Origin of the sequence: Allofournierella sp. (assembly GCF_048388525.1) — a bacterium.
GTDB lineage: Bacteria > Bacillota > Clostridia > Oscillospirales > Ruminococcaceae > BQOK01.
Genome location: NZ_DBGCTQ010000069.1, coordinates 1 through 21,305, shown reverse-complemented (window position 1 = coordinate 21,305; position 21,305 = coordinate 1). Strand labels below are relative to the sequence as shown.

Below are 21,305 nucleotides of genomic sequence, written 5' to 3'. Positions count from 1 at the left end.
CGACAGTGCCGTCTGTGTGCATATTCTGAAAGACCAGGGATTTGCGGTCACCGGCGCGGTGATCCGCTTTTCCCCCGCCCACGACAGGGCGGTGGCCGAGGCCCAAAAGGCCGCCGGGGCGCTGGGCATCCCGCTGGTGGTCATCGAGGCGGGCGCCGAGTTCGAGCGGGAGGTTGTGCAGCCCTTCTGCGCCGCCTACTGCGCGGGCCGGACCCCGAACCCCTGCGTGCTGTGCAACCCCGCGGTCAAATTCCGGCTGCTGGCCCAAAAAGCGGACGAGCTGGGCGTCCGCTTTATCGCCACCGGCCACTATGCCCGGGTCCAGGAAACCGCCCCCGGCGAGTACCACGTCTGCCGCGCGGCCAGCGCCGCCCGCGACCAGAGCTATATGCTCTACCGCCTGGGCCAGAGCATCCTGGCCCGGCTGTGCCTTCCGCTGGGCGAATTTGAAAAAGAGGACATCCGGGAGCTGGCCCGCGCCTTAGGCCTGCCCTGTGCCGACAGCCCGGACAGCATGGAGATCTGCTTTATCCCGGAGGGCGATCACGCCGCCTTCATCGAAAGCCGCGGCATGGCGGGCAAGCCCGGGCGGTTCATCGGCCCGGACGGGCAGGACCTGGGGCCTCATCAAGGGGTGCTCCGCTACACCCTGGGCCAGCGCAAGGGGCTGGGCATTGCACTGGGCAGGCCCGCCTTTGTAAAGGCCATCCGCGAAAACGGCGATGTGGTGCTGGGCTGGGCCGGCGAGGAATTTTTCAGCGGCATGACCCTGCAAAACATCTGCACGCCCACCGGCGCGCCCCTTCCCGCGGGCGAATATCTGGTCAAGGTGCGCAGCGCCGCCGAGCCGGTGCCCTGCCGTTTTGACGGCGAGGCCACCGTGCGGTTTGCCCAGCCCGCCCGCGCCCCCGCCCCGGGCCAGAGCGCGGTATTCTACCAGGATGACGTGATCCTGGGCGGCGGGCTTATCCGGGAAAGCCTGTTTTAAGCTATAATTTCAAAATCGGCGGTGTGCGCCCCACGGAAATGGGGCGCACACCGCCGATTTTCATCTGTCCTTATAAAGCGCTTTGCCTCGGGGCGGCCATTCTTTTCAGGTCTGGGGCTCCCGCCGCACGGGGCCCGGCGGCCCGGGCGCAAGCCGGGCCACGATGTCCTGCAGCACCTCCGGGCACACAAATTCAGAAATGTCGCCCCCAAAGCTCGCCACCTGCCGCACCACCGAGCTGGAAAGATACATGTGCTGAATGTCGGTGGTCAAAAACAGCGTTTCCAGCTTGGGGTAGAGCTTTTTATTGGTCAGCGCCATCTGGAACTCATACTCAAAGTCGGTCACCGCCCGCAGGCCTTTCACCAGCGTGCAGGCGCCCGCCTCGCGGGCATAGTCGGCCAACAGCCCCGCGTAAAAATCCACCCTCACGTTGGGGATGCCCCGGGTCACCCGGCGCGCCATATCCACCCGCTCCTCCGCGGTAAACGCGGTGGCCGCCTTGGTGTAATTCACCATAATCAGCACCACGACCTCGTCGAACAGGCCCGCGGCCCGCCGGATGATGTCCAGGTGGCCCTTGGTGATGGGGTCGAAGCTGCCGGGGCAGATCGCGATGCGCTTTGGCATAAACACCTCTCCTTTTTGTGAACCGCCCGCCGGGCAAAGCCTCCCGGCAGGGTCCTGAACCGTGCATGGGGCAGCGGCGCATTCTGCCTGCGCCCGTGCTTTCTGTGCCGTTCTTTCGCTTTTTAAGTATAAATTCCCTTCTGCGGCTTGTCAAACCCCTGCCCGCTTTGGGGGCATATTTTCTGCCCTGCAAGGGAACAATAGCAAAAAAGGAGGGCTTGGATATGGAACAAAGCCACTACCCCGATTTGAACGAGATCCTGGAAAACGATACCGCCCTGCGCGAAGAATGGGCCAAACTGCCCGGCACCGTGCAGATGATGATCGTCGAAAGCGGCATGAGCATCTCGTCGCTGGGCGAGCTGAAAATGATCAGCGAACATTTAAAGCGTAGCCGCGGTGCAGAACAATAGACCTCACCTGCCACTCTCTTGTAAATGGAATTGCGGACAAAAGAAAGAGCGCATCAAGTCGATGCGCCCTTTCTTTTACTCCTTGCCTGCAAGTATGCTGAAATCATAGTTTCCGGTCATCTTTCCCTGGGTGATTTGCACCCACACCGCATACTTCACCTCATCCTTACTGGTAAAGCTCCATTTTGTTGTTTCATATTCACTATAAATATCAGTATTGGGGTTGTCCAGATCGACAATGTAATCATCCCCGTAAAGCCCCGTAAAATACTCTACAAACGCTTTGTACTCTTCCGTGAAAGGTTTGTCCTTTCGGCTTTGAGAATAAATACAGGTGCATGTATCGTCAGAATTTGCAAAATACTGCGCGTCAAAGCTATACTTGTTAATCGTTACAGGGTCAGAGCGTACATACGCGTTGTCAAAATACTCCGATTCCCGCAAGGTGAGGTTTTCTGCCTCTATAATATCTTTCATGCTGGCGTCCAAACGGAAGGTATCGCTGTGCGGGAAATACGGAAGCCCGCCTTTTGGGCTGGCCCCACATCCCACCAAGATCAGGCACACCAACGCCGCACACATCAGAATTGCGCTCCATCTTTTCATTTCAATTACCTCCTTTGGCTCAAAGTATACCATAAAAAACGACGAAAATCCATACTTTTTGTCGAAATGATTGTATTCCCTTCCATCCTCTGCCTTTGCTTCATTATTGGGCAGCTTTATTGAATCAAGGTCGTCTTTTGGGATTGCAAAAAGCCCTTGCAGACACAAGATCTGCAAGGGCTTTTGTGGAGCTGCTATCCAGATTTGAACTGGAGACCTCATCCTTACCAAGGATGCGCTCTACCGACTGAGCTATAGCAGCATGGCGACCCGGATGAGGCTCGAACTCACGACCTCTAGCGTGACAGGCTAGCGTTCTAACCAACTGAACTACCGGGCCACATCGCATCGGCGACGTTTGTTATTATACTGGATGGTGTGGCAAATGTCAACACTTTTTTTGCGCCGGTTTTCGGCCGATTTTTTTCGGCCCTGGGGCTTGACTTTTGGGCGCGCATTTTGTATAGTAATAAAGCACCATTGATCGTATGTGCGGTTGTATGTGCGTTCGTATATAAATAGGGGTATAGCTCAGTTGGTAGAGCAGCGGTCTCCAAAACCGCGTGCCGAGGGTTCAAATCCTTCTGCCCCTGCCAAAACAAAGATCCCACAAAGCTTTGATGTACAAGGCTTTGTGGGATTTTTGCTTTGTTCCAGGTGGGCGAGAATGGTTTCCGTCTGTGTCCTCTTTACCGGGCCGCTTCGGTGCGAAGAGATACATCTTCCGTTCTCCGTTTCGCCGCCCCCTGATAGACTATGATCTCAAGAAGGGCGGAAAGCATTGCATTATTTTCTATCAGGTGATATTCCCTTCCGCCTTCTCCTTCGCCGTCCGGGTAGACCCCCATGGCCTGCAAAGCCACTATTTTTCTATCCTTCTCCGGCTGCACCCTCAAAACGTAATCCACGCCGTTGCAGTTCACATCAATATCAAGCTGTAAACACATAGGCGAGGTCCTGCCGTAGGTTGTGATCTGTCTATAAACGTGCTGCCAATGGTTTTCTTTTATCTGCCTTATAATCATTATCACAGTACCTCCATTTTACTTTAAACTCGATGGGCGGTCCTTGCCCTTTACAACAAATCGCTCAGATTTCCACTCGCGCCCTCCTGTTCACAAAAAGTTTACATTCTTTGAATTTCGTTTTTAATACAAAATTATTCTTATTTAAGCGTAATCATACGCTTAAAATCAAATTTCTTCAATGCTTTTATTTGTATTTTTTCAAACTATATTAGTTTTTATTGTAAAAAGTTCGTGGATAAACGTATAATAATAAAAAACGAGGTGATGATTTGTCTGCTGCAAAGAAAATAAAAATCCTTTTAATAGAACGTGAAATGACGCTCACGGAATTATCAAAGCGTCTGAATAAAAGCGTTTCAACCATGAGCGATAAAATGAAGCGTGACAATTTTTCTGAAAAAGATTTAAAGCAGATAGCCGATATACTGAACTATGATTATGAAGCTGTTTTTACAGACAGAGAAACAGGGAAAAAAGTATAGAAATAAAGCAGCTGCGGTTTGAAGCAATTCAGCGGATCGGCTTTTCTTTTTGTCTCCTTGGTGCTATACTGGTACTATAATAAGTGTAAAGGGGGTGCCGCCCATGCAGCCACAGCAGCTTGCCGGCCCCAAGTGCGGCCGGCGGTACGAAAAGGAATACCTGAACAAATTCCGCGACTGCATTACCTTTTACCGCGACGGCAAGGTTCGGTTCGAACGCTTTTGCTATGGCGAGGGCGCCTGCTTTGTGTTTGGCGCCTGGGCCACGATAAGCCCGGAGGGCGCGCTCTCCTATACCCTGCCCCTCGACCCTGCCGCCGACCCCCAGGCGCTGCCTCAGGCCCTCACCGGCGTTGAGGGTTCCACCCTTTATTTCGACGGCAAACGCCCCAAATGGCAGCTGGAAAAGGAACTGGACGCCGACCCCAAAAACGGTTACGGCAAACTAAAAATGGCCCTGCTCCGTGTGCGAGGCAAATAAACGTTCCCCCCGCCGCGGCGCAGCCCGGCGGGGGGAACGTTCTTGTTAAAAATATACCTTTTCATCCGCCCGCTCCGGGAGGTATATTTAAAAAATTTGAAGTTCTAATTTGAACTTCAAAACAGTATTGCTTTTTAAAACGGCCTGTGCTAAAATCGCATTCGGTTTGAACTTAAAAGCTTTAAGCGAGGTGACATATATGAGACCCAAAGCCCGTTACCGCCTGGCGGCCGGCATGCAGGCGCTGGTCTGCCGGGTCGTGTTGTTTTTCCTGTTTCGGGCGCTGAAAGCGCTCTCCCGGCTGGACAGCCGGGTAAAAGCCGAGGTGGCCGGCTGGCCCGAGGGCTGGATCCTGGGGCTTGTCATGCCCGGCGGGCCCAGCCTGTATGCAAGCCGTACCGGGCGCGGCCTTACGCGGCTGAAAGCCTGCCCCCAGCCGGACCTTCTCATTCGGTTTAAAAGCATCCGGGACGCTTTTTATGTGTTCACCGGGCAGATGGGCGTTGCGGGCGCCTATGCCCAACACCGGTTCTGCCTGCGGGGCAACGTGGGCGATGCCATGAGCTTCGTGCGCTGTGTGGATCTGGCCGAGGGGTACCTCTTCCCTTCTTTCTGGGCAAAGCGCATTTTAAAAGAGGTTCCGCAAAAACAGGTGAGCAGCCTGCGGGTCTACGGCGCGGCGCTGCTTGGGCGATAGAAAGGAGGCGCTTTTCATGCCGGAATATTATGAATTTCAGCTGCCCGGTAAAATTCTTTCGGGCGACGGCGCGCTGGAGCACATCCCCCACGAACTGGAAGGCCTGGGCAGCCGCAGGCCCCTGCTGCTCAGCGACGAAGGGCTGGTAAAAGCTGGCGCGGTGGACCTGGTAAAGGGCGCGGTTGCCCAAGGCGGCGGCGCTTTTGCCGCCGAATTCTGCCGCATCCCCGCCGATTCCTCTATTTTGGTTGTGAACGAGATCGCGGCCCTTTACCGCGAAACCGGCTGCGACGGCCTTGTGGCCGTGGGCGGCGGCAGTGTGATCGACACAGCCAAGGGTGTGCGCATGGTGCTGGCCCAGGGCTCGGGCGATCTTTTGCAGAATGCCGGCTGCGAGGTGCTGCCCCGGGGCGAGCAGGCCCCCTTTGTCGCGGTTCCCACCACCTCGGGCACCGGCAGCGAGGCCACCCTGGTGGCGGTGGTGGCAAACCCCGCCGCCCATGTGAAGATGGAATTCATCAGCTATTACTTATTGCCCGATGCGGCCGTTCTTGACCCCCGTATGACCGCCACCCTGCCGCCCCGCATCACCGCCAGCACCGGTATGGACACCCTGTGCCACGCCATCGAGGCCGCCAGCTGCCTGCAGCGCAACCCTGTGAGCGACGCCTTTGCTGAAAAGGCCATCGGCCTTGTGTCCTCCAACTTGATGCGCGCGGTGGAAAAGGGCGGCGACAGGGCCGCCCGGCTCGCCATGGCAAACGCCAGCCTGCTGGCCGGCGCGGCGTTTTCCAACAGCATGGTGGGGCTGGTGCACGCCATCGGCCACGCGCTGGGGGGTGTGTGCCGCCTGGCCCATGGCGACGCCATGAACATCCTGCTGCCCACCGTGATGGAATACAACCTGGAAAAATGCGAGGCGCGCTACGGTGAGCTTCTGCTGCCCCTGGCAGGCCCCACCGAATATGCCTCCACCCCCGCCCCGCAGCGGGCCAAAACCGCCATTTGCCGGGTGCGCGCTTTGCAGGCCGCCCTGAACGAGGCCTGCGGCCTGCCCATGACCCTCTCGGCCACCGGCAAGGTGCGCAGAGAAGACTTTGAGGCGGTGGCACAGCGCGCGCTGAACGACGGCGCCATGATCGTAAACCCGCGGCAGGCGGACCTTAAAAACGTGCTGGAACTTTTGGAAAGGGTATGGTGAGCGTACATGGAGATACACGAGATCGTTCAAAAGCAGCGGGAGTATTTCCGCACCGGCGCCACCCTACCCGTGGAAGTGCGGTGCAGCGCCCTGAAAGCCCTGAAAGCACAGATCCTGGCCGAGGAAAACGAGCTGAAAGCCGCCCTGAAACAGGACCTGAACAAATGTGGTTTCGAGGCGTATATGGCCGAAATCGGCATGGTGCTGGATGAACTGGGTTATGCCATCAAACATTTAAAGGGCTGGGCCAAGCCCGAGCGGGTGGGCACTCCCCTGGCCCAGTTCCCCAGCCGCAGCTTTATTATAAAGGAGCCCTACGGCACGGCGCTCATCATGGCGCCCTGGAACTACCCGTTCCTGCTCAGCATCGACCCGCTCATCGGCGCGGTGGCCGCGGGCAACTGTGTGGTGTTAAAGCCCAGCGCCTACGCCCCCGCCACCAGCCATGCCATGGCCATCTTGCTGGCAAAGGTGTTCGACCCCGCCTGGGTCACGGTAATCGAGGGCGGCCGCAAAGAGAACGCCTCCCTGCTGGACCAGCGGTTCGACCGCATCTTCTTCACCGGCGGCATGGCGGTGGGCCGCCTGGTCATGGAAAAGGCCAGCGTCCACCTGACCCCCGTTCTGCTGGAATTGGGCGGCAAAAGCCCCATCATTGTGGACGAGAGCGCCGACATTCCCCTGGCCGCCCGGCGTATTGCCTTCGGCAAGCTGCTGAACGCGGGGCAGACCTGCGTCGCGCCGGATTATCTGCTGGTGCAGAACACAGTAAAGGCCGCGCTGGTGGAGGAATTGAAAAAGCAGTTCCGCGCCATGCTGGGCGAGGCGCCCCTGGAAAACCCGGACTATGTGCGCATCGTCAACCGCAAGCACTTTGAGCGGCTTCTGGGCCTTTTGGAGGGCGAGCCCCTTCTCTGCGGCGGCGGCAGCCGGGCCGACGAGGTGTCGGGATGGATCGAGCCCACCCTGGTGGAGGGAAGCGTCTCCTGCAAGCCCATGCAGGAGGAGATCTTCGGCCCGATCCTGCCCGTGATCGGGTTCGACAACATCCGCCAGGCCATCACCTTTGTAAACGAGCGCGAAAAGCCACTGGCGCTCTATCTCTTCACCCGCGACAAGGCGGTGGAGCAGGCGGTGCTGGGGCGGTGCAGCTTTGGCGGCGGTTGCGTGAACGACACCATCATCCACCTTGCCACCCACAACATGGGGTTTGGGGGCGTTGGCTCCAGCGGCATGGGCAACTACCACGGCAAGCGCAGCTTTATGGCCTTCAGCCACGAAAAAAGCATGGTGAAGAAAGCTTGCTGGCTGGATCTTCCCATGCGCTACATGCCCTACAAAAGGGGCAACGAAAAGCTGCTGCGGATGTTCTTAAAATAATGGTTTCCCCCCTTTAAACCGGCCTGCGCCAAGCCAAGGTGCAGGCTGGTTTTTTATGTGCAAAAAAATATTCTAAAAAATCCTGTCTGCCTATTGACAACTGTGTATACCGTGTATATACTGTATATATCAGATATGTACAGTCTGATGAAATCCAACAAAGCGAGGAACACCTGATGGAGATCTACATCAGCAATTCCAGTCCCAAACCCATCTACGAGCAAATCACCGACCAGATAAAAGCCGCGATCATTTCCGGGGCCCTGCGCGAGGGGGATCCCCTGCCCAGCATCCGCTTTCTGGCAAAGGAGCTGCGCATCAGCGTCATCACCACCAAGCGGGCCTATGAGGATCTTGAACAGGCGGGCTTCATCAACACCGTGCCGGGCAAGGGGTGCTTTGTGGCACCTCAAAACCCGGCCCTGCATCACGAGGAAGCGCTCAAGGCCGTGGAGGCCCACCTGCAAAAGGCGGTGGAAGCGGCAGAGCTTGGCTGTGTGAGCCGGGGCGAGGTATTTGAAACACTCACTTTACTCTATGAGGGAGACTGACGACCATGGAATATGCCATTCAGGTGCACGGGCTGTGCAAAAATTATAAGGACTTCAGCCTGCAGAACGTAACGCTGAACGTGCCCACCGGGTCCATCGTGGGCTTTGTGGGCGAAAACGGCGCGGGCAAAACCACCACCCTGAAAGCCATCCTGGGCGCCATCCGCATCGACGGGGGCGAGGTGGAGGTGCTGGGCGGCACCGCGCAGGACAAAGCGGTGCGCGCCCAGATCGGCATCGTGTTCGAGGACGCGTTTTTTTACGAGACCATGACCCCTGTGCAGGTGGGCAAAAGCCTTGCCGGCATGCGCCCCGGCTTTGACAAACAGCATTATGCCGAGCTTCTGGCCCGCTTCGACCTGCCCCCCAAAAAGATCATCAAGGATATGAGCCGCGGCATGCGCATGAAGCTGCGGCTGGCCGCGGCGCTGGCGCCCCGGCCCCGCCTGCTGATTCTCGACGAGGCCACCAGCGGCCTGGACCCGGTCATGCGGGGCGAGATCCTGGATATGCTGCGGGACTACATCCAGGACGAAGCCCACAGCGTGCTCATCAGCAGCCATATCACCAGCGATCTGGAAAAGATCGCCGACTCCATCGTGTACATCCAACATGGCAAGGTTCTGTTCCAGATGGACAAGGACCGCCTGCTGGAGCAATATGGTGTGGTGCGCTGCAGCCCCGACGAGCTCTCCCGCCTGCCCGCCGGGCTTGTGGTGGCACAGCGCAAGGGTGCCTTCGCGCTGGAGGCGCTGGTCAAGGACCGCGCGGAAGCAGGCCTGTGGCTGCGCAGCGCGGTGGTGGATAAAGCCAGCATCGAGGATATCATGCAGTTTTACGCCGGGAGGGAAAACAGATGAAAGGCCTGCTTTTAAAAGATATTTATATTTTGAAACACATCTATGCCAAAAACCTGGCCCTGGTGCTGGTGCTGTATACCGCGCTGGGCCTCGCGCTGGAAATGACCTTTTTCCTCAACATCCTGGGCTGGATGTTCGGCTTCTACGTGGTGGGGCTTTTGAGTGTGGATAAAACCAGCAACTGGGATTTTTACGCCGCCACCCTGCCCCTGACGAAATCCCTGCTGGTGGGCGAAAAATTTGTACTGCTGCTGCTTTGCACCCTGGCGGGCCTTGGCTACAGCGTCCTTATGGCCCCCTTCCTCCAGTGGCGCACCGGGACCCCTGTTTCCGAAAACATCTTCACTGCTTTGATCGTGAACCTGTTCGTGCTGCTCTATTTTGGGCTCATGATGCCCTTCGTGTACAAATTCGGGGTGGAAAAGGCCCGCACCGGCATGCTGCTGGCCATCGCGGCCTTTGGCGGCATCATCATGTTCCTGGGCAGCACCGGCAGCCTGAGCGGCGAAACGCCGCTGGCCGCTCTGGCCTGGGTCGACGAAAACCCATTCCCCGCCGTATGCCTGCTGGCCGCCGCCGCTTTGGCGGTATATGTGGTCTGCTGGCTCATCAGCGTGGCCATCTACAACAAAAAAGAGTGCTAAGGAGGCCTATAATCATGAGTGATCGCCGCTTCGAGATCGTATATTCCCAGGGCGGGGCCCGGGGGCTGTTCGTACTGCGCGACCGGGAAACAGGCGTTCATTATCTTCTGGCAAAGTTCGGCTACACCGGCGGGCTCACCCCGCTGCTGGATGCGTCCGGCAAGCCCATCGTCACGCCGCCCGCCCAGAGGGGGCAAGCGCAATGAAAAACACCGCTGCCTGCCCCAAATGCGGGGCAAAACGGGTGGTTCGTGTGCCGGACCGCGCGCTGCGCTATTCCAGCGGCAACAATATCTACACCTCCACCATGACCCTTGCGGGCAAGATCCCGGTTATCCGGTATGTGTGCTGTGCCTGCGGCTATGTGGAAAACTGGGTCGAGCATCCAGGCGAGCTGACCGAGATCGAGCGCCATTTCGGCTGATTCCCCCGTTTCCCCTATTTTCCCCAACAAATAAGCTGCGCCCCCGAAAAAGCGTTTCCGCTGTTTCGGGGGCGCAGTTCTCTCTGTTTTCAGGGGCTTTACTTCATCAGCTCGCACACGGCCTGGGCGTAGGCCACCGGATCCTCAATGGGCAGGCCCTCGATCAGCAGCGCCTGGTTGTACAGGATATCGGCGTATCTGCCCAGGGTCTCCTTGTCGCCCGCCTCCTGCAATGCTTTCAGCTTGGCGAATACCGGGTGCTCGCCGTTCAATTCCAGCACCTTCTGGCTCTTGGGCGCCATTTCCCCCTCTGCGCCGGGCATGCTGCCCAGCACCTTTTCCATTTCCAGCGACAGCGGCCCCTCGCTGGAAATGCACACCGGGTGGCTCTTGAGCCGGGTCGAAATGCGCACATCGGTCACCTTGTCGCCCAGGGCCTCCTTCATGGCGTCAAACAGGGGCTTGCTGGCCTCGCCGGCCTCCTGGGCCGCCTTCTTTTCCTCCTCGGTCTCCAGGCCCAGCTCCCCGCCGGAGATGTTCTTGAATTCCTTTTCCTTGTCCTTCTCGCCGTAATGGCGCAGCACCTGCAGGCAGAATTCGTCCACATCCTCGGTGAGCAGCAGCAGGTCAAAGCCTTTTTCCAGCACAAGCTCGGCGGCGGGCAGCTTTGCCAGCCGGTCAGCCGATTCGCCCGCGGCATAGTAGATATACTTCTGCTCTTCGGGCATCTTTTCCACGTACTCGGCCAGGGTGATGAGCTTTTTCTCCTTGGCGCTGTAGAACAGCAGCAGGTCCTTCAGCAGCTCGGTGTTCATTCCGTAATCGGCATAGCAGCCAAATTTAAGCTGGCGGCCGAAGTTTTTGAAGAACTCGTCGTACTTTTCCCGCTCATTGTTCTTCATGGCGTTCAGCTCGTTCTTGATCTTCTTCTCCAGGCTGCCCCGGATCAGCTTAAGCTGCCCATCCTGCTGCAGCATCTCGCGGCTGATGTTCAGGCTCAGGTCCTGGCTGTCCACCACGCCTTTTACAAAGCTGAAATAATCGGGCAGCAGGTCGGCGCATTTTTCCATAATCAGCACGCCGGAGGCATACAGCTGCAAACCCTTTTCATACTCGCGGGTGTAATAATTGTAAGGCGCGCGGCCAGGCACAAAAAGCAGCGCGTTGTAGGTGGCAGTACCCTCGGTGCGGCTCACGATCACCCGTGCGGGGTCGGTGTAATCGTAGAATTTATCCTTGTAGAACTGGTTGTATTCCTCGTCCGCAACGTCCTTTTTTGCCCGCTTCCACAGGGGCACCATGCTGTTCAGGGTTTCCAGCTCGGTATAGCTCTCGTACTCCGGCTCGTAATCCTCGCCTGCGTCCGCCGGTTTTTCCTTCTGGCGGCTCTTTTCGCGGTACATCTCGATCGGGTAGCGCACATAATCGGAATACTTTTTCACGATGCGCACCAGGTTGTACTCATCCAAAAATTCGTCGTAATTCTCTTTTTCGGTGCTCTCTTTTACCACCAGGATGATCTGGGTACCGGGCTCAGCTTTTTCCGTCTCGGTGATCGTGTAGCCCTCGGCGCCCTTCGACTCCCACTTCCAGGCCTCCTCGCTGCTAAAGGCCCGGCTGATCACGGTCACGCGGCTGGCCACCATAAAGGCGGAATAAAAGCCCACGCCGAACTGGCCGATGATGTCAATGTCCTCGGCCTTGTTTTCGGCCTTGAAATCAAAGCTGCCGCTGCGGGCAATGGTGCCCAGGTTCTTTTCCAGTTCTTCCTTGGTCATGCCGATTCCGTTGTCGGTAAGGGTGATGGTCCGGCTGTCCTTGTCCAGCGCCAAAAAGATTTTGTAGTCCTCTTTTTTGGTGGTCACGGAATGGTCGGTCAGGCTTTTGAAATACAGCTTATCAATGGCGTCGCTGGCATTGCTGATGAGCTCGCGCAAAAAAATCTCCTTGTTGGAATAAATGCTGTTGATCATCAGGTCCAGCAGCTTTTTGCTCTCGGCCTTAAACTGTTTCACTGCCATGTTTGAACGCTCCCCTTTTTTATTGAAAATATATTCAAGATGAAAATTAGCACTCTAAACTTTAGAGTGCTAATTAAATATATACTATTTTCGCGGGAAATGCAAGTGTCTTTACAAAAAGTTCAAAATTAAGCCGCCCGGCGCTTCAGCCGCCGCATGGTACGCCACAGCAAAACCGCCGCCAGCAGCGCCGAAAGCACCCCGCCAAACAGGCCTGTGAGCCATACGCCGTCCAGCCCCAGCGCCGCGGGCAAAGCCGCCAGCCCCATCAGCGGGAACAGCAGGGTGGCGCAGGTAGACTGCACCAGCGAAAACAGCGGCCGGTCCAGCGCGGTAAAAAAGCTGCTGGACACAATGGCGCACCAGCTCACAAGGTACGACAGCGCAAACAGCCGCATTGCCCGCAGGCTCATTGCCAGCAGCGCGGCGTCTCCGGGGGGCGAAAACAGGGTGATCAATCCCCTGCCGCCGGCTAACATCCACACCATCATGGCAAAGCTGATCACAAAGCCGGCCAACTGCACCCTGCGCTCCAGGGCGAGCACCCGGCCCGGCTGCCCTGCGCCATAGTTGTAGCTCAGGGCGGGCTGTAAGGCGTCCCCCATGCCGAACAGCACCGATTTCACCACGCTGTCCACATACATCACAATGCTGAATGCCGCCACGGCCCGGTACCCCTCAATGCGCATCAGCACCGCGTTGAACAGCACCATGCACACCGAGCTGGAAATATTGCTGAAAAACTCCGAGCTTCCGTTTGCCATAATATTTGCCATAACCCTCGCCGGCACCCCACCCCGCACAAACCGCAGCGGCAGTTTTTTGGCAAAAAAGGGCCAAAAGCAGATCACCGAGCCGGCCGCCAGGCAAATGCAGGAGGCCAGGGCCGCCGCGCCGATGCCGCCGCCCAGCCCCACGATCAGCAGCGCGTCCAGCACAATGTTCGCCAGGCTGATGATCACGTTCATAAACATGCTGTATTTTACCCTGCCGCAGATGCGCAGGTAATTATCCACCGCAAAAAAGCACATGATCAGGGGGGCAAACACCGCGTACACCCGCATATACTCCACCGCCATGGCCGCCACCTGCCCTTCAGCCCCCAGCAGGCCTACCAGCCCCGGCGCCAAAAAGAAGCCGCTCAGCCCCATGACCACCGAAAGCGCCAAAATGGTCTTGCAGGCAAAGCTGAACACCCGGCTGGCTCCCTCGCCGTTGCCCTGCCCCAGGCGGATGGCGATCTGCACCGAGGAGCCCACGGCGATCATGTCGGAGAGCGCAAAGCTGACCATGATCAGGGGCATGACCAGGTTTACCGCCGCCAACGCCTCGGAGCCGATGAACCGGCCCACAAACACACCGTCGGCAATGGTGTACAGCGAAGTCACGCCCATACTCACCATGCTGGGCAACGCGCACTTAAAAAACAGTTTTGTAGGGGAAAGCATGCCGAACATGCGGTCATGCTGCTGCTGGGCTTCCATTGTTATCTCCTCCAGTTGAATGATTGCACAGGGTATGATAAACTATGGTGTAACACCATAGTCAAGAGGGGGAATTGTGAAGAATGAGTGAACCTTTCGGTAGCCTGTTTACCACCGGCCAATTTGCCGCGCTTTGCGGCACCACAAAGGACACCCTGTTTCATTATGACCACATCGGTCTGTTAAAACCCCGCAACGTGGGCTCAAACGGCTATCGAAGGTACACCTCGGCCCAGCTGTTCGATTTTGATCTCATTCGGGTGCTGCAGCAGGCGGGCAGCACCCTGGAAGAGATCAAATGGTACCGCCAGCACTACGACTCCGCGCATTTTCTGCTTCTTCTGGAGGAAAAGCAGGCTGGAATCCGCGCCCGGCTGGAACAGCTGGCCCGCATGGAACAAATGCTCGCCCACGTGGCCGCCACCACCCGCCGCGCCTTGGCCGAAACCTACGATGTGCCCCGGGCAGAGCTGCAGCAGGCCGAGCAATTGCTGGTGGTGGGGCTGAAAAAGGGCGAGGGCGAACACACCGACGGTGTGGCCGCCCGGGTGAGCGAACACCTGGCCCTGTGCGAAAAGTACCGGCTCACCGACCGCTTCCCCCTGGGTTCGGTCATTTTAAAGGAGGACGTTCTGGCCGGCAGCAGCCTGGAAAGCTACTTTTTCAGCCGGGTTCCGCCGGGCTTTTCAGGCGGGCCGCTGCTGGAAAAACCGGCCGGCCTCTACGCCACCATCGTGCACAAGGGCCCTTTGGAAGCCTTCAATGAGCCTTATCACGCACTCTTGGCCTATGTGGGGCGGCAGGGCTATGCGGTGTGCGGCAACGCGTACGTATTTGACCTCATCACCTACCTTGCCAGCGGCTCCGAGCAGGAATACGTGGTGCAGATCTCAATCCAGATCGAAAAGCGGGGGGGTCCCCGCAGCGCCCGTGGTTGAATCTTTATGGCGGGGCGCCTTGCCCCGGTGCAATCCCTGCGCTCCAACGCTTCTGTTCCTGTTTTTTAGCTGTCTTCCGGTTGCGGGGCCTTGGTGATACAGGCTCTGCCCGGCCTTTGATCCCAAAAATGCGCGGCCCGGGGTATTTCCCGGGCCGCGCATTTTTATCAACCGATCAATGGCGTTCAGAACCGCTCCACACCGGCCTTTGTCACCCGCGCCAGCACCAGCGGCGGCAGAGCCTGCGGCGCATCGCCAAAGGTGAGCGCCTCCCGGAACATGGCTTCAGCGGGATCCAGCTTTTCCTCGTGCTCGGTGTAAAAGGTGGCGATTGCCTCGCCCTTTTCCACCCTGTCCCCCGCTTTTTTGTGCAGCACGATCCCGGCTTCAAAATCAATGCCATCCTCTTTTTTCATGCGCCCGGCCCCCAGCACCACACTGGACGAGCCGATCTTCTCGGTGTCGGTGGCCGTCAGCCAGCCGCTGGTCCGGGCCAAAACTTCGCGGCTGAAGCGCGCTTTTTCGAATTTGCCGGGGTCGTCCAGCACGGTCACGTCGCCGCCCTGCGCGGCGAACATCTCCTTCAGCTTCTTGTAAGCGGCGCCGCTGGCCACAGCCTGCTCGGCCAGGCGGCGGCACTCCTCCAATCCGCCCTTGCCCGCCAGGTGCAGCATGTTGGCGGCCAGCTGGTAGCACACCTCGGTCAGGTCGGCGGGGCCTTCGCCCTTCAGCACCTGCACCGATTCAATGACCTCCAGGCTGTTGCCAATGTTATGGCCAAGGGGGGTGTCCATATCTGTGATCAGGGCGGCCACCTTCCGGCCGTTGTGCCAGCCGATGTTCACCATGGCCTGGGCCAGCTCAATGGAGCCTTCCAGGGTTTTCATGAAAGCGCCGTTGCCGGTCTTCACGTCCAGCAGAATGCAGTCGGACCCGGCGGCCAGCTTTTTGCTCATAATGGAGCTTGCAATCAGCGGCACGCAGCCGATGGTGGCCGTCACGTCCCGCAAAGCGTACATTTTTTTGTCCGCCGGGGCAAGGTTCCCGCTCTGGCCGATCACGCTGATCCCGATCCGGTTCACCTGGTCAAAAAAGCGCTGGCGGTCCAGGCTCGTTTCAGTGCCGGGCACGGCCTCCATCTTGTCCACCGTGCCGCCCGTGTGCCCCAGGCCCCGGCCGCTCATCTTGGCGATCTTGACCCCGCAGGCCGCCACGATGGGCGCGATCACCAGGGTGGTTTTGTCGCCCACACCGCCGGTGGAGTGTTTGTCCGCCTTTACCCCCTCAATGGCCGACAGGTCCACCATGTCGCCCGAATGGGCCATGATCTGGGTAAGCTGCGCGGTTTCAGCGTCGGTCATGCCTTTTAAATAAATGGCCATCAGCAAAGCGCTCATCTGGTAATCAGGCACATCACCCTTTACAAAGCCGTTTACCGCGAATTCCAGTTCTTCCCGGTCAAGGGTGCCGCCGTCCCGCTTTTTTGCAATGATGTCATACATGCGCATAGGGCCTGCCTCCTTTGGCAAAAGATGCGGCAGCCCCCGGTCGCCCGGGGGCCGCCTGCAATGGTTTTCAAACTGCCGGTCAGCGCGAGCCCTTGTCGTAGGGAATACCCTCGGCCTTGGGCGCGCGGCTCTTTTTGCTGGTAAAAATCAGCACGATCATGGTAACGATATAAGGCAGCATCTGGTAGATGTTGCTGGCGGATTTGACCCCCTCGAAACTGGGCAAAAACGGGATGCTGGAGCTGTAGGAGGCAATGACCTTGAACAGGGCAAAGAAGAACGAGCCGCCCAAAATGGTCCAGGGGTTCCAGTTGCCGAAGATCATCACCGCCAGCGCCAGGAAGCCGTAGCCCGCCACGCTGGAGGCAAAGGTGCTGCCCGCGGCCAGGGTGTAGGCAAAGCCGCCGATCCCCCCAAAGATCCCGCCGATCATCACGCCCGCATAGCGCATCTTATACACATTGATGCCCACCGAGTCGGCCGCCTGGGGGTGCTCGCCGCAGGCCCGCAGCCGCAGGCCGAACTTGGTCTTGAACAGCAGCACCCACGCGCCCACCAGAAGCACGATGGCAATGGGGGTGGTCAGGTAAAAATACTTGAAGATCAGGTTGTTCCAAAAGCTGGGATCCGCGTCGCCCAGGCCAAAGGTCGAGCGGGTGATGCGCACCCATGTGGGGATCATGATCTGGGTCTGGCCCTGGCCCTGGATGGCCCAGGTCACCACAATGGCGAACGCCGGCGCAAATTGGTTCAGCGCGGTGCCGCCGATGGTCTGATCCGCCTTCAGGTTGATGGCGGCAAAGGCCAGGAACACCGAATACAGCATGCCGCACAAACCCGCCACCAGCACCGCGATGAACACGCCGAGCTGCGGGTGCGCGGGGCCGAAGCCGCTCATATCCAGCGCCCGCAGGGTAAAGCAGGCTGCCAGTGCGCCGATCACCATAATACCTTCCAGCGCAATGTTGATCACGCCCGAGCGCTCACTGAACATGCCTCCCAGCGCCACCAGAAGAAGCGGCACCGCAAACACGATAGTGCAGCTGAGAACGTTGGCTAAGGTGATCATTGTTTCGCCTCCTCTTCTTTTTCCTTGCGGCGCATCGAAAGCTTTGCCAGCATGGTGCGCATGAGCAGGCTGAACGCGGCCAGGTAAATAATGACCGCGATGATGATGTTGGTGGTCTCGCTGGAGAAGTTCGGCTGCATGGCGCTGCCGCCCACGCTCAAATAGCTGATGAACAGCGAGCTCAGAATGGTGCCCAGCGGGTGCGAGTTCGCCAGCAGCGCCACGGGGATGCCGTCGAATCCGCGGGTCAGCAGCACTTTTTCCAGCACGTACTGGCCGGTGCCGGCCAGGTAGTAAAGGCCGCCGCCGATGCCGGAAAGCGCGCCCGCGATCACCATGGAAAGCACGATGTTGCGGTTGGCGTTGATGCCCGCGTACCGGCTGGCGTTCTTGTTCATGCCGCAGGCCTTCAGCTCATACCCAAACGTGGTCTTCTGCAGCACGATGAACATCACAATGGCAAGCCCCACGGCAATGAAAATGCTGATGTTCATGTAAGGGGAGTTGAACGCCTCGTCCAGCCCGAGCTTCGGGATCAGGGCGCCGGGGTTCGCCTTGTTCAGATCCGCCGTGCGGTCGCTGTTGGTGGCGCCCCAAAAGTTTGCCAAAGCCTTGGGTGTGTTCGCAAAGATCAGGTTCACCAGATACATGCCGATCCAGTTGAACATGATGCTGGTGATCACCTCGTTCACATTGAACAGCGCCTTGAACAGGCCCGGGAACAGGCCCCAGATGGCCCCCCCCAGCATCGAGGCGATCAGGCAGGCCCACCAGGGCATCTGGAACTGGGTCGCGCACATGATGGCAAAGAACGCGCCCATGGTATACTGGCCCGGCGCGCCGATGTTGAACAGGCCGGTCTTGAACGCAAAGCCCACCGAAAGGCCGCACATCAGCAGCGGGGCCGCCTGGTACAGCACCTTGGCAATGCGGTCCGGGCTGGAAAAACCGGTGGTGAGCATGGCCTTCATCCCCTGCAACGCCGCGGGCGCCTTCAGGATCAGCAGCAGCACAAACCCGAACGCAAGGCCCACCACGATCGAGATCAGGCTGGCCAAAAAGCTGTTGAAGGCCTGGCTCTGCACTGCTTTTTTGAGCTTATTCATTTGCAGCGCCCCCCTTTGTGTTGCGTTTTGCGCCGGCCATATAAAGGCCCAGCTCCTGCACGGTGGTCTGTTTGGGATCCAGCTCGCCCACGATCTCGCCCTCGTACATCACCAGGATGCGGTCCGAAAGGTTCATCACTTCGTCCAGCTCCAGGCTCACCAGTAGCACAGCCTTGCCCCGGTCGCGCTCGGCGACCAATTGCTTGTGGATGTACTCGATGGCCCCCACGTCCAGGCCGCGGGTCGGCTGCACCGCCACCAGCAGCTCGGGGTCCTTGTCGATCTCGCGGGCAACGATGGCCTTTTGCTGGTTGCCGCCGGACATGCTGCGCGCCACCGTCGCCGGGCCCTGGCCGCTGCGCACATCGTACTGGTCGATCAGCTTTTGGGCGTATTTGACCACCTCGCCTTTTTTGATGAACCCCCTGTTCTGAAATTCCGGCTGCCAGTAGCGCTGCAGCACCATATTGTCGGCCAGGGTGTAGTCCAGCACCAGGCCGTGCTTGTGCCGGTCCTCGGGGATGTGGCTCATACCCAGCTTTGAGCGCTCGCGGATCGTGGCGCGGCTGATGTCGTGCCCCTCCAGCTCCAGGCTGCCGCCGGTGATTTTTTCAAGCCCCGTCAGCCCATATACAAACTCGGTCTGGCCGTTGCCCTCGATACCGGCGATGCACACGATCTCGCCCGCCCTCACTTCCAGCGAAATGCCCTTGACCGCGTTGTTCTTGTGCATCTTGCTGGGCACCACCATATCCCGCACCTTCAGCACGGTCTTGCCGGGCTTTGCAGGCTGCTTTTCCACCGCAAAATCCACGTCGCGCCCCACCATCATGTGCGAGAGCTCCTCTTTGGTGGTATCCTTGATCTCCACGGTGCCAATGCATTTGCCCTTGCGCAGCACGGTGCAGCGGTCGGCCACCGCCATAATCTCGTTCAGCTTGTGGGTGATAAAAAGGATGCTCTTGCCCTCTTTGGTGAACCCCCGCATGATCTCCATCAGCTCGTCGATCTCCTGCGGGGTCAGCACGGCGGTGGGCTCGTCGAAGATCAATATCTCGTTGTCGCGGTAGAGCATTTTCAATATCTCCACCCGCTGCTGCATGCCCACGCTGATGTCTTCCACCATGGCGTCCGGGTCCACCCGCAGGCCGTATTTTTCGCTCAGGGCCACCACCTTTTTGCGGGCCTCGTCCTTTTGGATAAAGCCCCCCTTGCCGGGCTCCACCCCCAGAATGATATTGTCCAGCACCGAAAACACTTCCACCAGCTTGAAGTGCTGGTGCACCATGCCAATGTGCAGAGCGTTGGCGTCGTTGGGGTTTTTGATCTTTACCTCCACGCCGTCTTTTTTGATGACGCCCGCCTCGGGCTGGTACAGCCCAAACAGCACGCTCATCAGGGTCGATTTGCCCGCGCCGTTCTCGCCCAGCAGCGCGTGCACCTCGCCTTTTTTCAGCTGCAAAGTGATGTTGTCATTCGCCTTGATGCCCGGGAACTCCTTGGTGATGTTCAGCATCTCAATGACATACTCACTCATTGGCTCCTCCTCCTTTTTTCGCCACAAAGCCGCGGCTTTCTTACCATACATTATAGCTTTTTTCCCTGCTAAAAAGCAAGTAAAGGCGATAAAAAATGGCAAAACCGCTCAAAAAAGCGGGGCGCTCCAAACCACGGAGCGCCCCGCGCGCAAAGCCTTGGGTTTCGGGCTGCGGGGCCTTACCCCAGCCCCTGGATGGACTGCTCCACCCGTGCCAGCTTTTCTTTTGCCCGCGCCAGCTTTTGGCGGATCTCCTCCACCACCTGGGCCGGCGCCTTGCTCACAAAGCCCTGGTTTTCCAGCTGGCGGCCAAACTGTGCGATCTCTTTTTCGGCGTTCGCCCGCTCCTTTTCCAGGCGCGCCAGCTCTTTTTCCCGGTCGATCAGCTCCATCATGGGGATAAAGCCCCGCGCGTTGTGGGTGATGGCCTGCGCCATGCCGGCGGTGGGGCCCTCGTATTTTTCCGTCAGGGTCACATCGGTGGCAAAGGCAAACTTTGCCAGATAATCGCCGCCGCGGCCAAAGGCGGCGGTCTCGGCGGTCTCAATGACCATACTGGTGCGTTTTGCCGGGTGAACTCCCATCTCGGCACGCAGGTTCCGCACGGCCTTGATGTAGTCCATCAGCTTTTCAAAGTCGGCCTCGTCCGCGGCAAAATCCAGTTCTTTGCAGAACATCGGCCATTGCTCTGCCATAATGCTCTCGCCCGCGCCGGGCAGCGCCCGGTAGATCTCCTCGGTGATAAAAGGCATAAAGGGGTGCAGCAGCTTCAGCGCCTGGCTCAGCACATACACCAGCACCCTGCGCGCGGCGTCGGCCTCGGCCGGGTCGGCGGCGTTCAGCCGCACCTTGGCGATCTCGATGTACCAGTCGCAGTACACCTCCCAGATGAAGTCCTGCACCTTCTGGGCGGCCAGGCCCAGCTCAAATTTTTCCAGATGTTCGGTCACAGCCGCCGCCAGGTGGTTCAGGGTCGAGAGCACCCATTTGTCGCTCAGATCCAGCCGGTCCGCCCGGGGCAGGCCGGGCGCAAAATCGCCCGGCAGGTTCATCATCACAAACCGGGCCGCGTTCCAGAGTTTATTTGCAAAGTTGCGGCTCGCCTTGATCTTTTCCTCCGAAAAGCGGGTATCGTTGCCCGGGGTGGATCCCAAAATCAGGGTCAGGCGCAGTGCGTCCGCGCCGTACTGTGCAATGACCTCCAGCGGGTCGATGCCGTTGCCCAGGCTTTTCGACATTTTGCGCCCCTGGGCATCC

Annotated in this window: 23 protein-coding genes and 3 tRNA genes; 14 read left to right on the top strand and 12 right to left on the bottom strand. The window is 58.5% G+C overall.

Features of this window, described 5'->3' with window-relative positions; all coding sequences use genetic code 11:
- A partial coding sequence (gene mnmA / locus ACMLHZ_RS09130; RefSeq protein ID WP_418667433.1) for a tRNA 2-thiouridine(34) synthase MnmA occupies nucleotides 1-988 on the top strand: 988 nt, incomplete at its 5' end.
- Nucleotides 989-1,093: 105 nt separating this feature from the next.
- On the opposite strand, the gene coaD is transcribed toward mnmA, so the two are convergent.
- A complete protein-coding gene (gene coaD / locus ACMLHZ_RS09125; protein ID WP_418667432.1) occupies nucleotides 1,094-1,618 on the bottom strand; it encodes a pantetheine-phosphate adenylyltransferase in 525 nt (174 codons plus the stop codon).
- 224 nt (nucleotides 1,619-1,842) lie between these two features.
- On the opposite strand from coaD, the gene ACMLHZ_RS09120 reads away from it, so the two are divergent.
- On the top strand, nucleotides 1,843-2,031 hold the full coding sequence (locus ACMLHZ_RS09120; protein WP_418667431.1) for a hypothetical protein: 189 nt from the start codon (nucleotides 1,843-1,845) through the stop codon (nucleotides 2,029-2,031).
- 75 nt (nucleotides 2,032-2,106) lie between these two features.
- On the opposite strand, the gene ACMLHZ_RS09115 is transcribed toward ACMLHZ_RS09120, so the two are convergent.
- The 3 genes from ACMLHZ_RS09115 to ACMLHZ_RS09105 form a co-directional block, all read right to left on the bottom strand.
- A complete protein-coding gene (locus tag ACMLHZ_RS09115; RefSeq protein WP_418667430.1) occupies nucleotides 2,107-2,637 on the bottom strand; it encodes a hypothetical protein in 531 nt (176 codons plus the stop codon).
- Nucleotides 2,638-2,823: 186 nt separating this feature from the next.
- Nucleotides 2,824-2,899, bottom strand: a tRNA-Thr gene (locus ACMLHZ_RS09110).
- 1 nt (nucleotide 2,900) lies between these two features.
- Nucleotides 2,901-2,977, bottom strand: a tRNA-Asp gene (locus ACMLHZ_RS09105).
- A 180-nt stretch (nucleotides 2,978-3,157) separates the two neighbouring features.
- On the opposite strand from ACMLHZ_RS09105, the gene ACMLHZ_RS09100 reads away from it, so the two are divergent.
- A tRNA-Trp gene (locus ACMLHZ_RS09100) sits at nucleotides 3,158-3,233 on the top strand.
- A 93-nt stretch (nucleotides 3,234-3,326) separates the two neighbouring features.
- On the opposite strand, the gene ACMLHZ_RS09095 is transcribed toward ACMLHZ_RS09100, so the two are convergent.
- A complete protein-coding gene (locus ACMLHZ_RS09095) occupies nucleotides 3,327-3,662 on the bottom strand; it encodes a hypothetical protein (protein ID WP_418667429.1) in 336 nt (111 codons plus the stop codon).
- Between the two features lie 272 nt (nucleotides 3,663-3,934).
- On the opposite strand from ACMLHZ_RS09095, the gene ACMLHZ_RS09090 reads away from it, so the two are divergent.
- The 10 genes from ACMLHZ_RS09090 to ACMLHZ_RS09045 all read left to right on the top strand — a co-directional run bounded on the left by ACMLHZ_RS09090 (nucleotide 3,935) and on the right by ACMLHZ_RS09045 (nucleotide 10,385).
- The gene (locus ACMLHZ_RS09090; protein WP_418667428.1) at nucleotides 3,935-4,147 is read left to right on the top strand and encodes a helix-turn-helix domain-containing protein; all 213 of its coding nucleotides are present in this window, start codon (nucleotides 3,935-3,937) and stop codon (nucleotides 4,145-4,147) included.
- Between the two features lie 103 nt (nucleotides 4,148-4,250).
- The gene (locus ACMLHZ_RS09085) at nucleotides 4,251-4,628 is read left to right on the top strand and encodes a hypothetical protein (RefSeq protein WP_418667427.1); all 378 of its coding nucleotides are present in this window, start codon (nucleotides 4,251-4,253) and stop codon (nucleotides 4,626-4,628) included.
- Nucleotides 4,629-4,827: 199 nt separating this feature from the next.
- On the top strand, nucleotides 4,828-5,325 hold the full coding sequence (locus tag ACMLHZ_RS09080) for a hypothetical protein (RefSeq protein WP_418667426.1): 498 nt from the start codon (nucleotides 4,828-4,830) through the stop codon (nucleotides 5,323-5,325).
- A 16-nt stretch (nucleotides 5,326-5,341) separates the two neighbouring features.
- Nucleotides 5,342-6,526 carry an iron-containing alcohol dehydrogenase gene (locus tag ACMLHZ_RS09075; protein WP_418667425.1) on the top strand — a complete coding sequence of 395 codons (1,185 nt, stop codon included), beginning with the start codon at nucleotides 5,342-5,344 and terminating at the stop codon, nucleotides 6,524-6,526.
- Between the two features lie 6 nt (nucleotides 6,527-6,532).
- Complete coding sequence (locus tag ACMLHZ_RS09070) at nucleotides 6,533-7,906, top strand: aldehyde dehydrogenase (RefSeq protein WP_418667424.1); 1,374 nt, start codon at nucleotides 6,533-6,535, stop codon at nucleotides 7,904-7,906.
- A 176-nt stretch (nucleotides 7,907-8,082) separates the two neighbouring features.
- A complete protein-coding gene (locus ACMLHZ_RS09065) occupies nucleotides 8,083-8,457 on the top strand; it encodes a GntR family transcriptional regulator (RefSeq protein ID WP_177561624.1) in 375 nt (124 codons plus the stop codon).
- A gap of 5 nt (nucleotides 8,458-8,462) precedes the next feature.
- Nucleotides 8,463-9,317, top strand: a complete 855-nt coding sequence (locus ACMLHZ_RS09060) for an ABC transporter ATP-binding protein (RefSeq protein WP_418667423.1) — start codon at nucleotides 8,463-8,465, stop codon at nucleotides 9,315-9,317.
- Nucleotides 9,314-9,961, top strand: a complete 648-nt coding sequence (locus ACMLHZ_RS09055; protein WP_418667422.1) for an ABC-2 transporter permease — start codon at nucleotides 9,314-9,316, stop codon at nucleotides 9,959-9,961. The genes ACMLHZ_RS09060 and ACMLHZ_RS09055 overlap by 4 nt, the downstream gene beginning before the upstream one ends.
- 14 nt (nucleotides 9,962-9,975) lie before the next feature.
- The gene (locus tag ACMLHZ_RS09050; protein WP_418667421.1) at nucleotides 9,976-10,167 is read left to right on the top strand and encodes a DUF6440 family protein; all 192 of its coding nucleotides are present in this window, start codon (nucleotides 9,976-9,978) and stop codon (nucleotides 10,165-10,167) included.
- Nucleotides 10,164-10,385: a hypothetical protein gene (locus ACMLHZ_RS09045; protein WP_418667420.1), complete on the top strand. Its 222-nt coding sequence runs from the start codon at nucleotides 10,164-10,166 to the stop codon at nucleotides 10,383-10,385. The genes ACMLHZ_RS09050 and ACMLHZ_RS09045 overlap by 4 nt, the downstream gene beginning before the upstream one ends.
- Before the next feature lie 98 nt (nucleotides 10,386-10,483).
- On the opposite strand, the gene htpG is transcribed toward ACMLHZ_RS09045, so the two are convergent.
- Both htpG and ACMLHZ_RS09035 read right to left on the bottom strand, forming a co-directional pair.
- Nucleotides 10,484-12,406 (bottom strand): molecular chaperone HtpG, encoded by a 1,923-nt coding sequence (gene htpG / locus ACMLHZ_RS09040; RefSeq protein WP_418667419.1) that lies wholly within the window; start codon nucleotides 12,404-12,406, stop codon nucleotides 10,484-10,486.
- Between the two features lie 128 nt (nucleotides 12,407-12,534).
- Nucleotides 12,535-13,890, bottom strand: a complete 1,356-nt coding sequence (locus tag ACMLHZ_RS09035) for an MATE family efflux transporter (protein WP_418667418.1) — start codon at nucleotides 13,888-13,890, stop codon at nucleotides 12,535-12,537.
- An 83-nt stretch (nucleotides 13,891-13,973) separates the two neighbouring features.
- Here ACMLHZ_RS09035 and ACMLHZ_RS09030 point away from each other — a divergent pair, with 83 nt between their 5' ends.
- Nucleotides 13,974-14,828: a MerR family transcriptional regulator gene (locus ACMLHZ_RS09030; RefSeq protein ID WP_418667417.1), complete on the top strand. Its 855-nt coding sequence runs from the start codon at nucleotides 13,974-13,976 to the stop codon at nucleotides 14,826-14,828.
- Between the two features lie 185 nt (nucleotides 14,829-15,013).
- On the opposite strand, the gene ACMLHZ_RS09025 is transcribed toward ACMLHZ_RS09030, so the two are convergent.
- From ACMLHZ_RS09025 to ACMLHZ_RS09005, 5 genes are all read right to left on the bottom strand, one after another.
- Nucleotides 15,014-16,336: a pyrimidine-nucleoside phosphorylase gene (locus ACMLHZ_RS09025; protein ID WP_418667416.1), complete on the bottom strand. Its 1,323-nt coding sequence runs from the start codon at nucleotides 16,334-16,336 to the stop codon at nucleotides 15,014-15,016.
- 79 nt (nucleotides 16,337-16,415) lie between these two features.
- Nucleotides 16,416-17,405, bottom strand: a complete 990-nt coding sequence (locus tag ACMLHZ_RS09020) for an ABC transporter permease (protein WP_418667415.1) — start codon at nucleotides 17,403-17,405, stop codon at nucleotides 16,416-16,418.
- Nucleotides 17,402-18,511, bottom strand: a complete 1,110-nt coding sequence (locus ACMLHZ_RS09015; protein WP_418667414.1) for an ABC transporter permease — start codon at nucleotides 18,509-18,511, stop codon at nucleotides 17,402-17,404. The genes ACMLHZ_RS09020 and ACMLHZ_RS09015 overlap by 4 nt, the downstream gene beginning before the upstream one ends.
- Nucleotides 18,504-20,048 carry an ABC transporter ATP-binding protein gene (locus tag ACMLHZ_RS09010; RefSeq protein ID WP_418667413.1) on the bottom strand — a complete coding sequence of 515 codons (1,545 nt, stop codon included), beginning with the start codon at nucleotides 20,046-20,048 and terminating at the stop codon, nucleotides 18,504-18,506. The genes ACMLHZ_RS09015 and ACMLHZ_RS09010 overlap by 8 nt, the downstream gene beginning before the upstream one ends.
- A 179-nt stretch (nucleotides 20,049-20,227) precedes the next feature.
- A partial coding sequence (locus ACMLHZ_RS09005) for a class I tRNA ligase family protein (RefSeq protein WP_418667412.1) occupies nucleotides 20,228-21,305 on the bottom strand: 1,078 nt, incomplete at its 5' end.

What these genes read in the sequence shown, in the direction of transcription:
- coaD (WP_418667432.1), bottom strand. Translation starts at nt 1,618, where the DNA reads ATGCCAAAGCGCATCGCGATCTGCCCCGGCAGCTTCGACCCCATCACC.
- ACMLHZ_RS09120 (WP_418667431.1), top strand. Translation starts at nt 1,843, where the DNA reads ATGGAACAAAGCCACTACCCCGATTTGAACGAGATCCTGGAAAACGAT.
- ACMLHZ_RS09115 (WP_418667430.1), bottom strand. Translation starts at nt 2,637, where the DNA reads ATGAAAAGATGGAGCGCAATTCTGATGTGTGCGGCGTTGGTGTGCCTG.
- ACMLHZ_RS09095 (WP_418667429.1), bottom strand. Translation starts at nt 3,662, where the DNA reads ATGATTATAAGGCAGATAAAAGAAAACCATTGGCAGCACGTTTATAGA.
- ACMLHZ_RS09085 (WP_418667427.1), top strand. Translation starts at nt 4,251, where the DNA reads ATGCAGCCACAGCAGCTTGCCGGCCCCAAGTGCGGCCGGCGGTACGAA.
- ACMLHZ_RS09080 (WP_418667426.1), top strand. Translation starts at nt 4,828, where the DNA reads ATGAGACCCAAAGCCCGTTACCGCCTGGCGGCCGGCATGCAGGCGCTG.
- ACMLHZ_RS09075 (WP_418667425.1), top strand. Translation starts at nt 5,342, where the DNA reads ATGCCGGAATATTATGAATTTCAGCTGCCCGGTAAAATTCTTTCGGGC.
- ACMLHZ_RS09070 (WP_418667424.1), top strand. Translation starts at nt 6,533, where the DNA reads ATGGAGATACACGAGATCGTTCAAAAGCAGCGGGAGTATTTCCGCACC.
- ACMLHZ_RS09065 (WP_177561624.1), top strand. Translation starts at nt 8,083, where the DNA reads ATGGAGATCTACATCAGCAATTCCAGTCCCAAACCCATCTACGAGCAA.
- ACMLHZ_RS09060 (WP_418667423.1), top strand. Translation starts at nt 8,463, where the DNA reads ATGGAATATGCCATTCAGGTGCACGGGCTGTGCAAAAATTATAAGGAC.
- ACMLHZ_RS09055 (WP_418667422.1), top strand. Translation starts at nt 9,314, where the DNA reads ATGAAAGGCCTGCTTTTAAAAGATATTTATATTTTGAAACACATCTAT.
- ACMLHZ_RS09050 (WP_418667421.1), top strand. Translation starts at nt 9,976, where the DNA reads ATGAGTGATCGCCGCTTCGAGATCGTATATTCCCAGGGCGGGGCCCGG.
- ACMLHZ_RS09045 (WP_418667420.1), top strand. Translation starts at nt 10,164, where the DNA reads ATGAAAAACACCGCTGCCTGCCCCAAATGCGGGGCAAAACGGGTGGTT.
- htpG (WP_418667419.1), bottom strand. Translation starts at nt 12,406, where the DNA reads ATGGCAGTGAAACAGTTTAAGGCCGAGAGCAAAAAGCTGCTGGACCTG.
- ACMLHZ_RS09035 (WP_418667418.1), bottom strand. Translation starts at nt 13,890, where the DNA reads ATGGAAGCCCAGCAGCAGCATGACCGCATGTTCGGCATGCTTTCCCCT.
- ACMLHZ_RS09030 (WP_418667417.1), top strand. Translation starts at nt 13,974, where the DNA reads ATGAGTGAACCTTTCGGTAGCCTGTTTACCACCGGCCAATTTGCCGCG.
- ACMLHZ_RS09025 (WP_418667416.1), bottom strand. Translation starts at nt 16,336, where the DNA reads ATGCGCATGTATGACATCATTGCAAAAAAGCGGGACGGCGGCACCCTT.
- ACMLHZ_RS09020 (WP_418667415.1), bottom strand. Translation starts at nt 17,405, where the DNA reads ATGATCACCTTAGCCAACGTTCTCAGCTGCACTATCGTGTTTGCGGTG.
- ACMLHZ_RS09015 (WP_418667414.1), bottom strand. Translation starts at nt 18,511, where the DNA reads ATGAATAAGCTCAAAAAAGCAGTGCAGAGCCAGGCCTTCAACAGCTTT.
- ACMLHZ_RS09010 (WP_418667413.1), bottom strand. Translation starts at nt 20,048, where the DNA reads ATGAGTGAGTATGTCATTGAGATGCTGAACATCACCAAGGAGTTCCCG.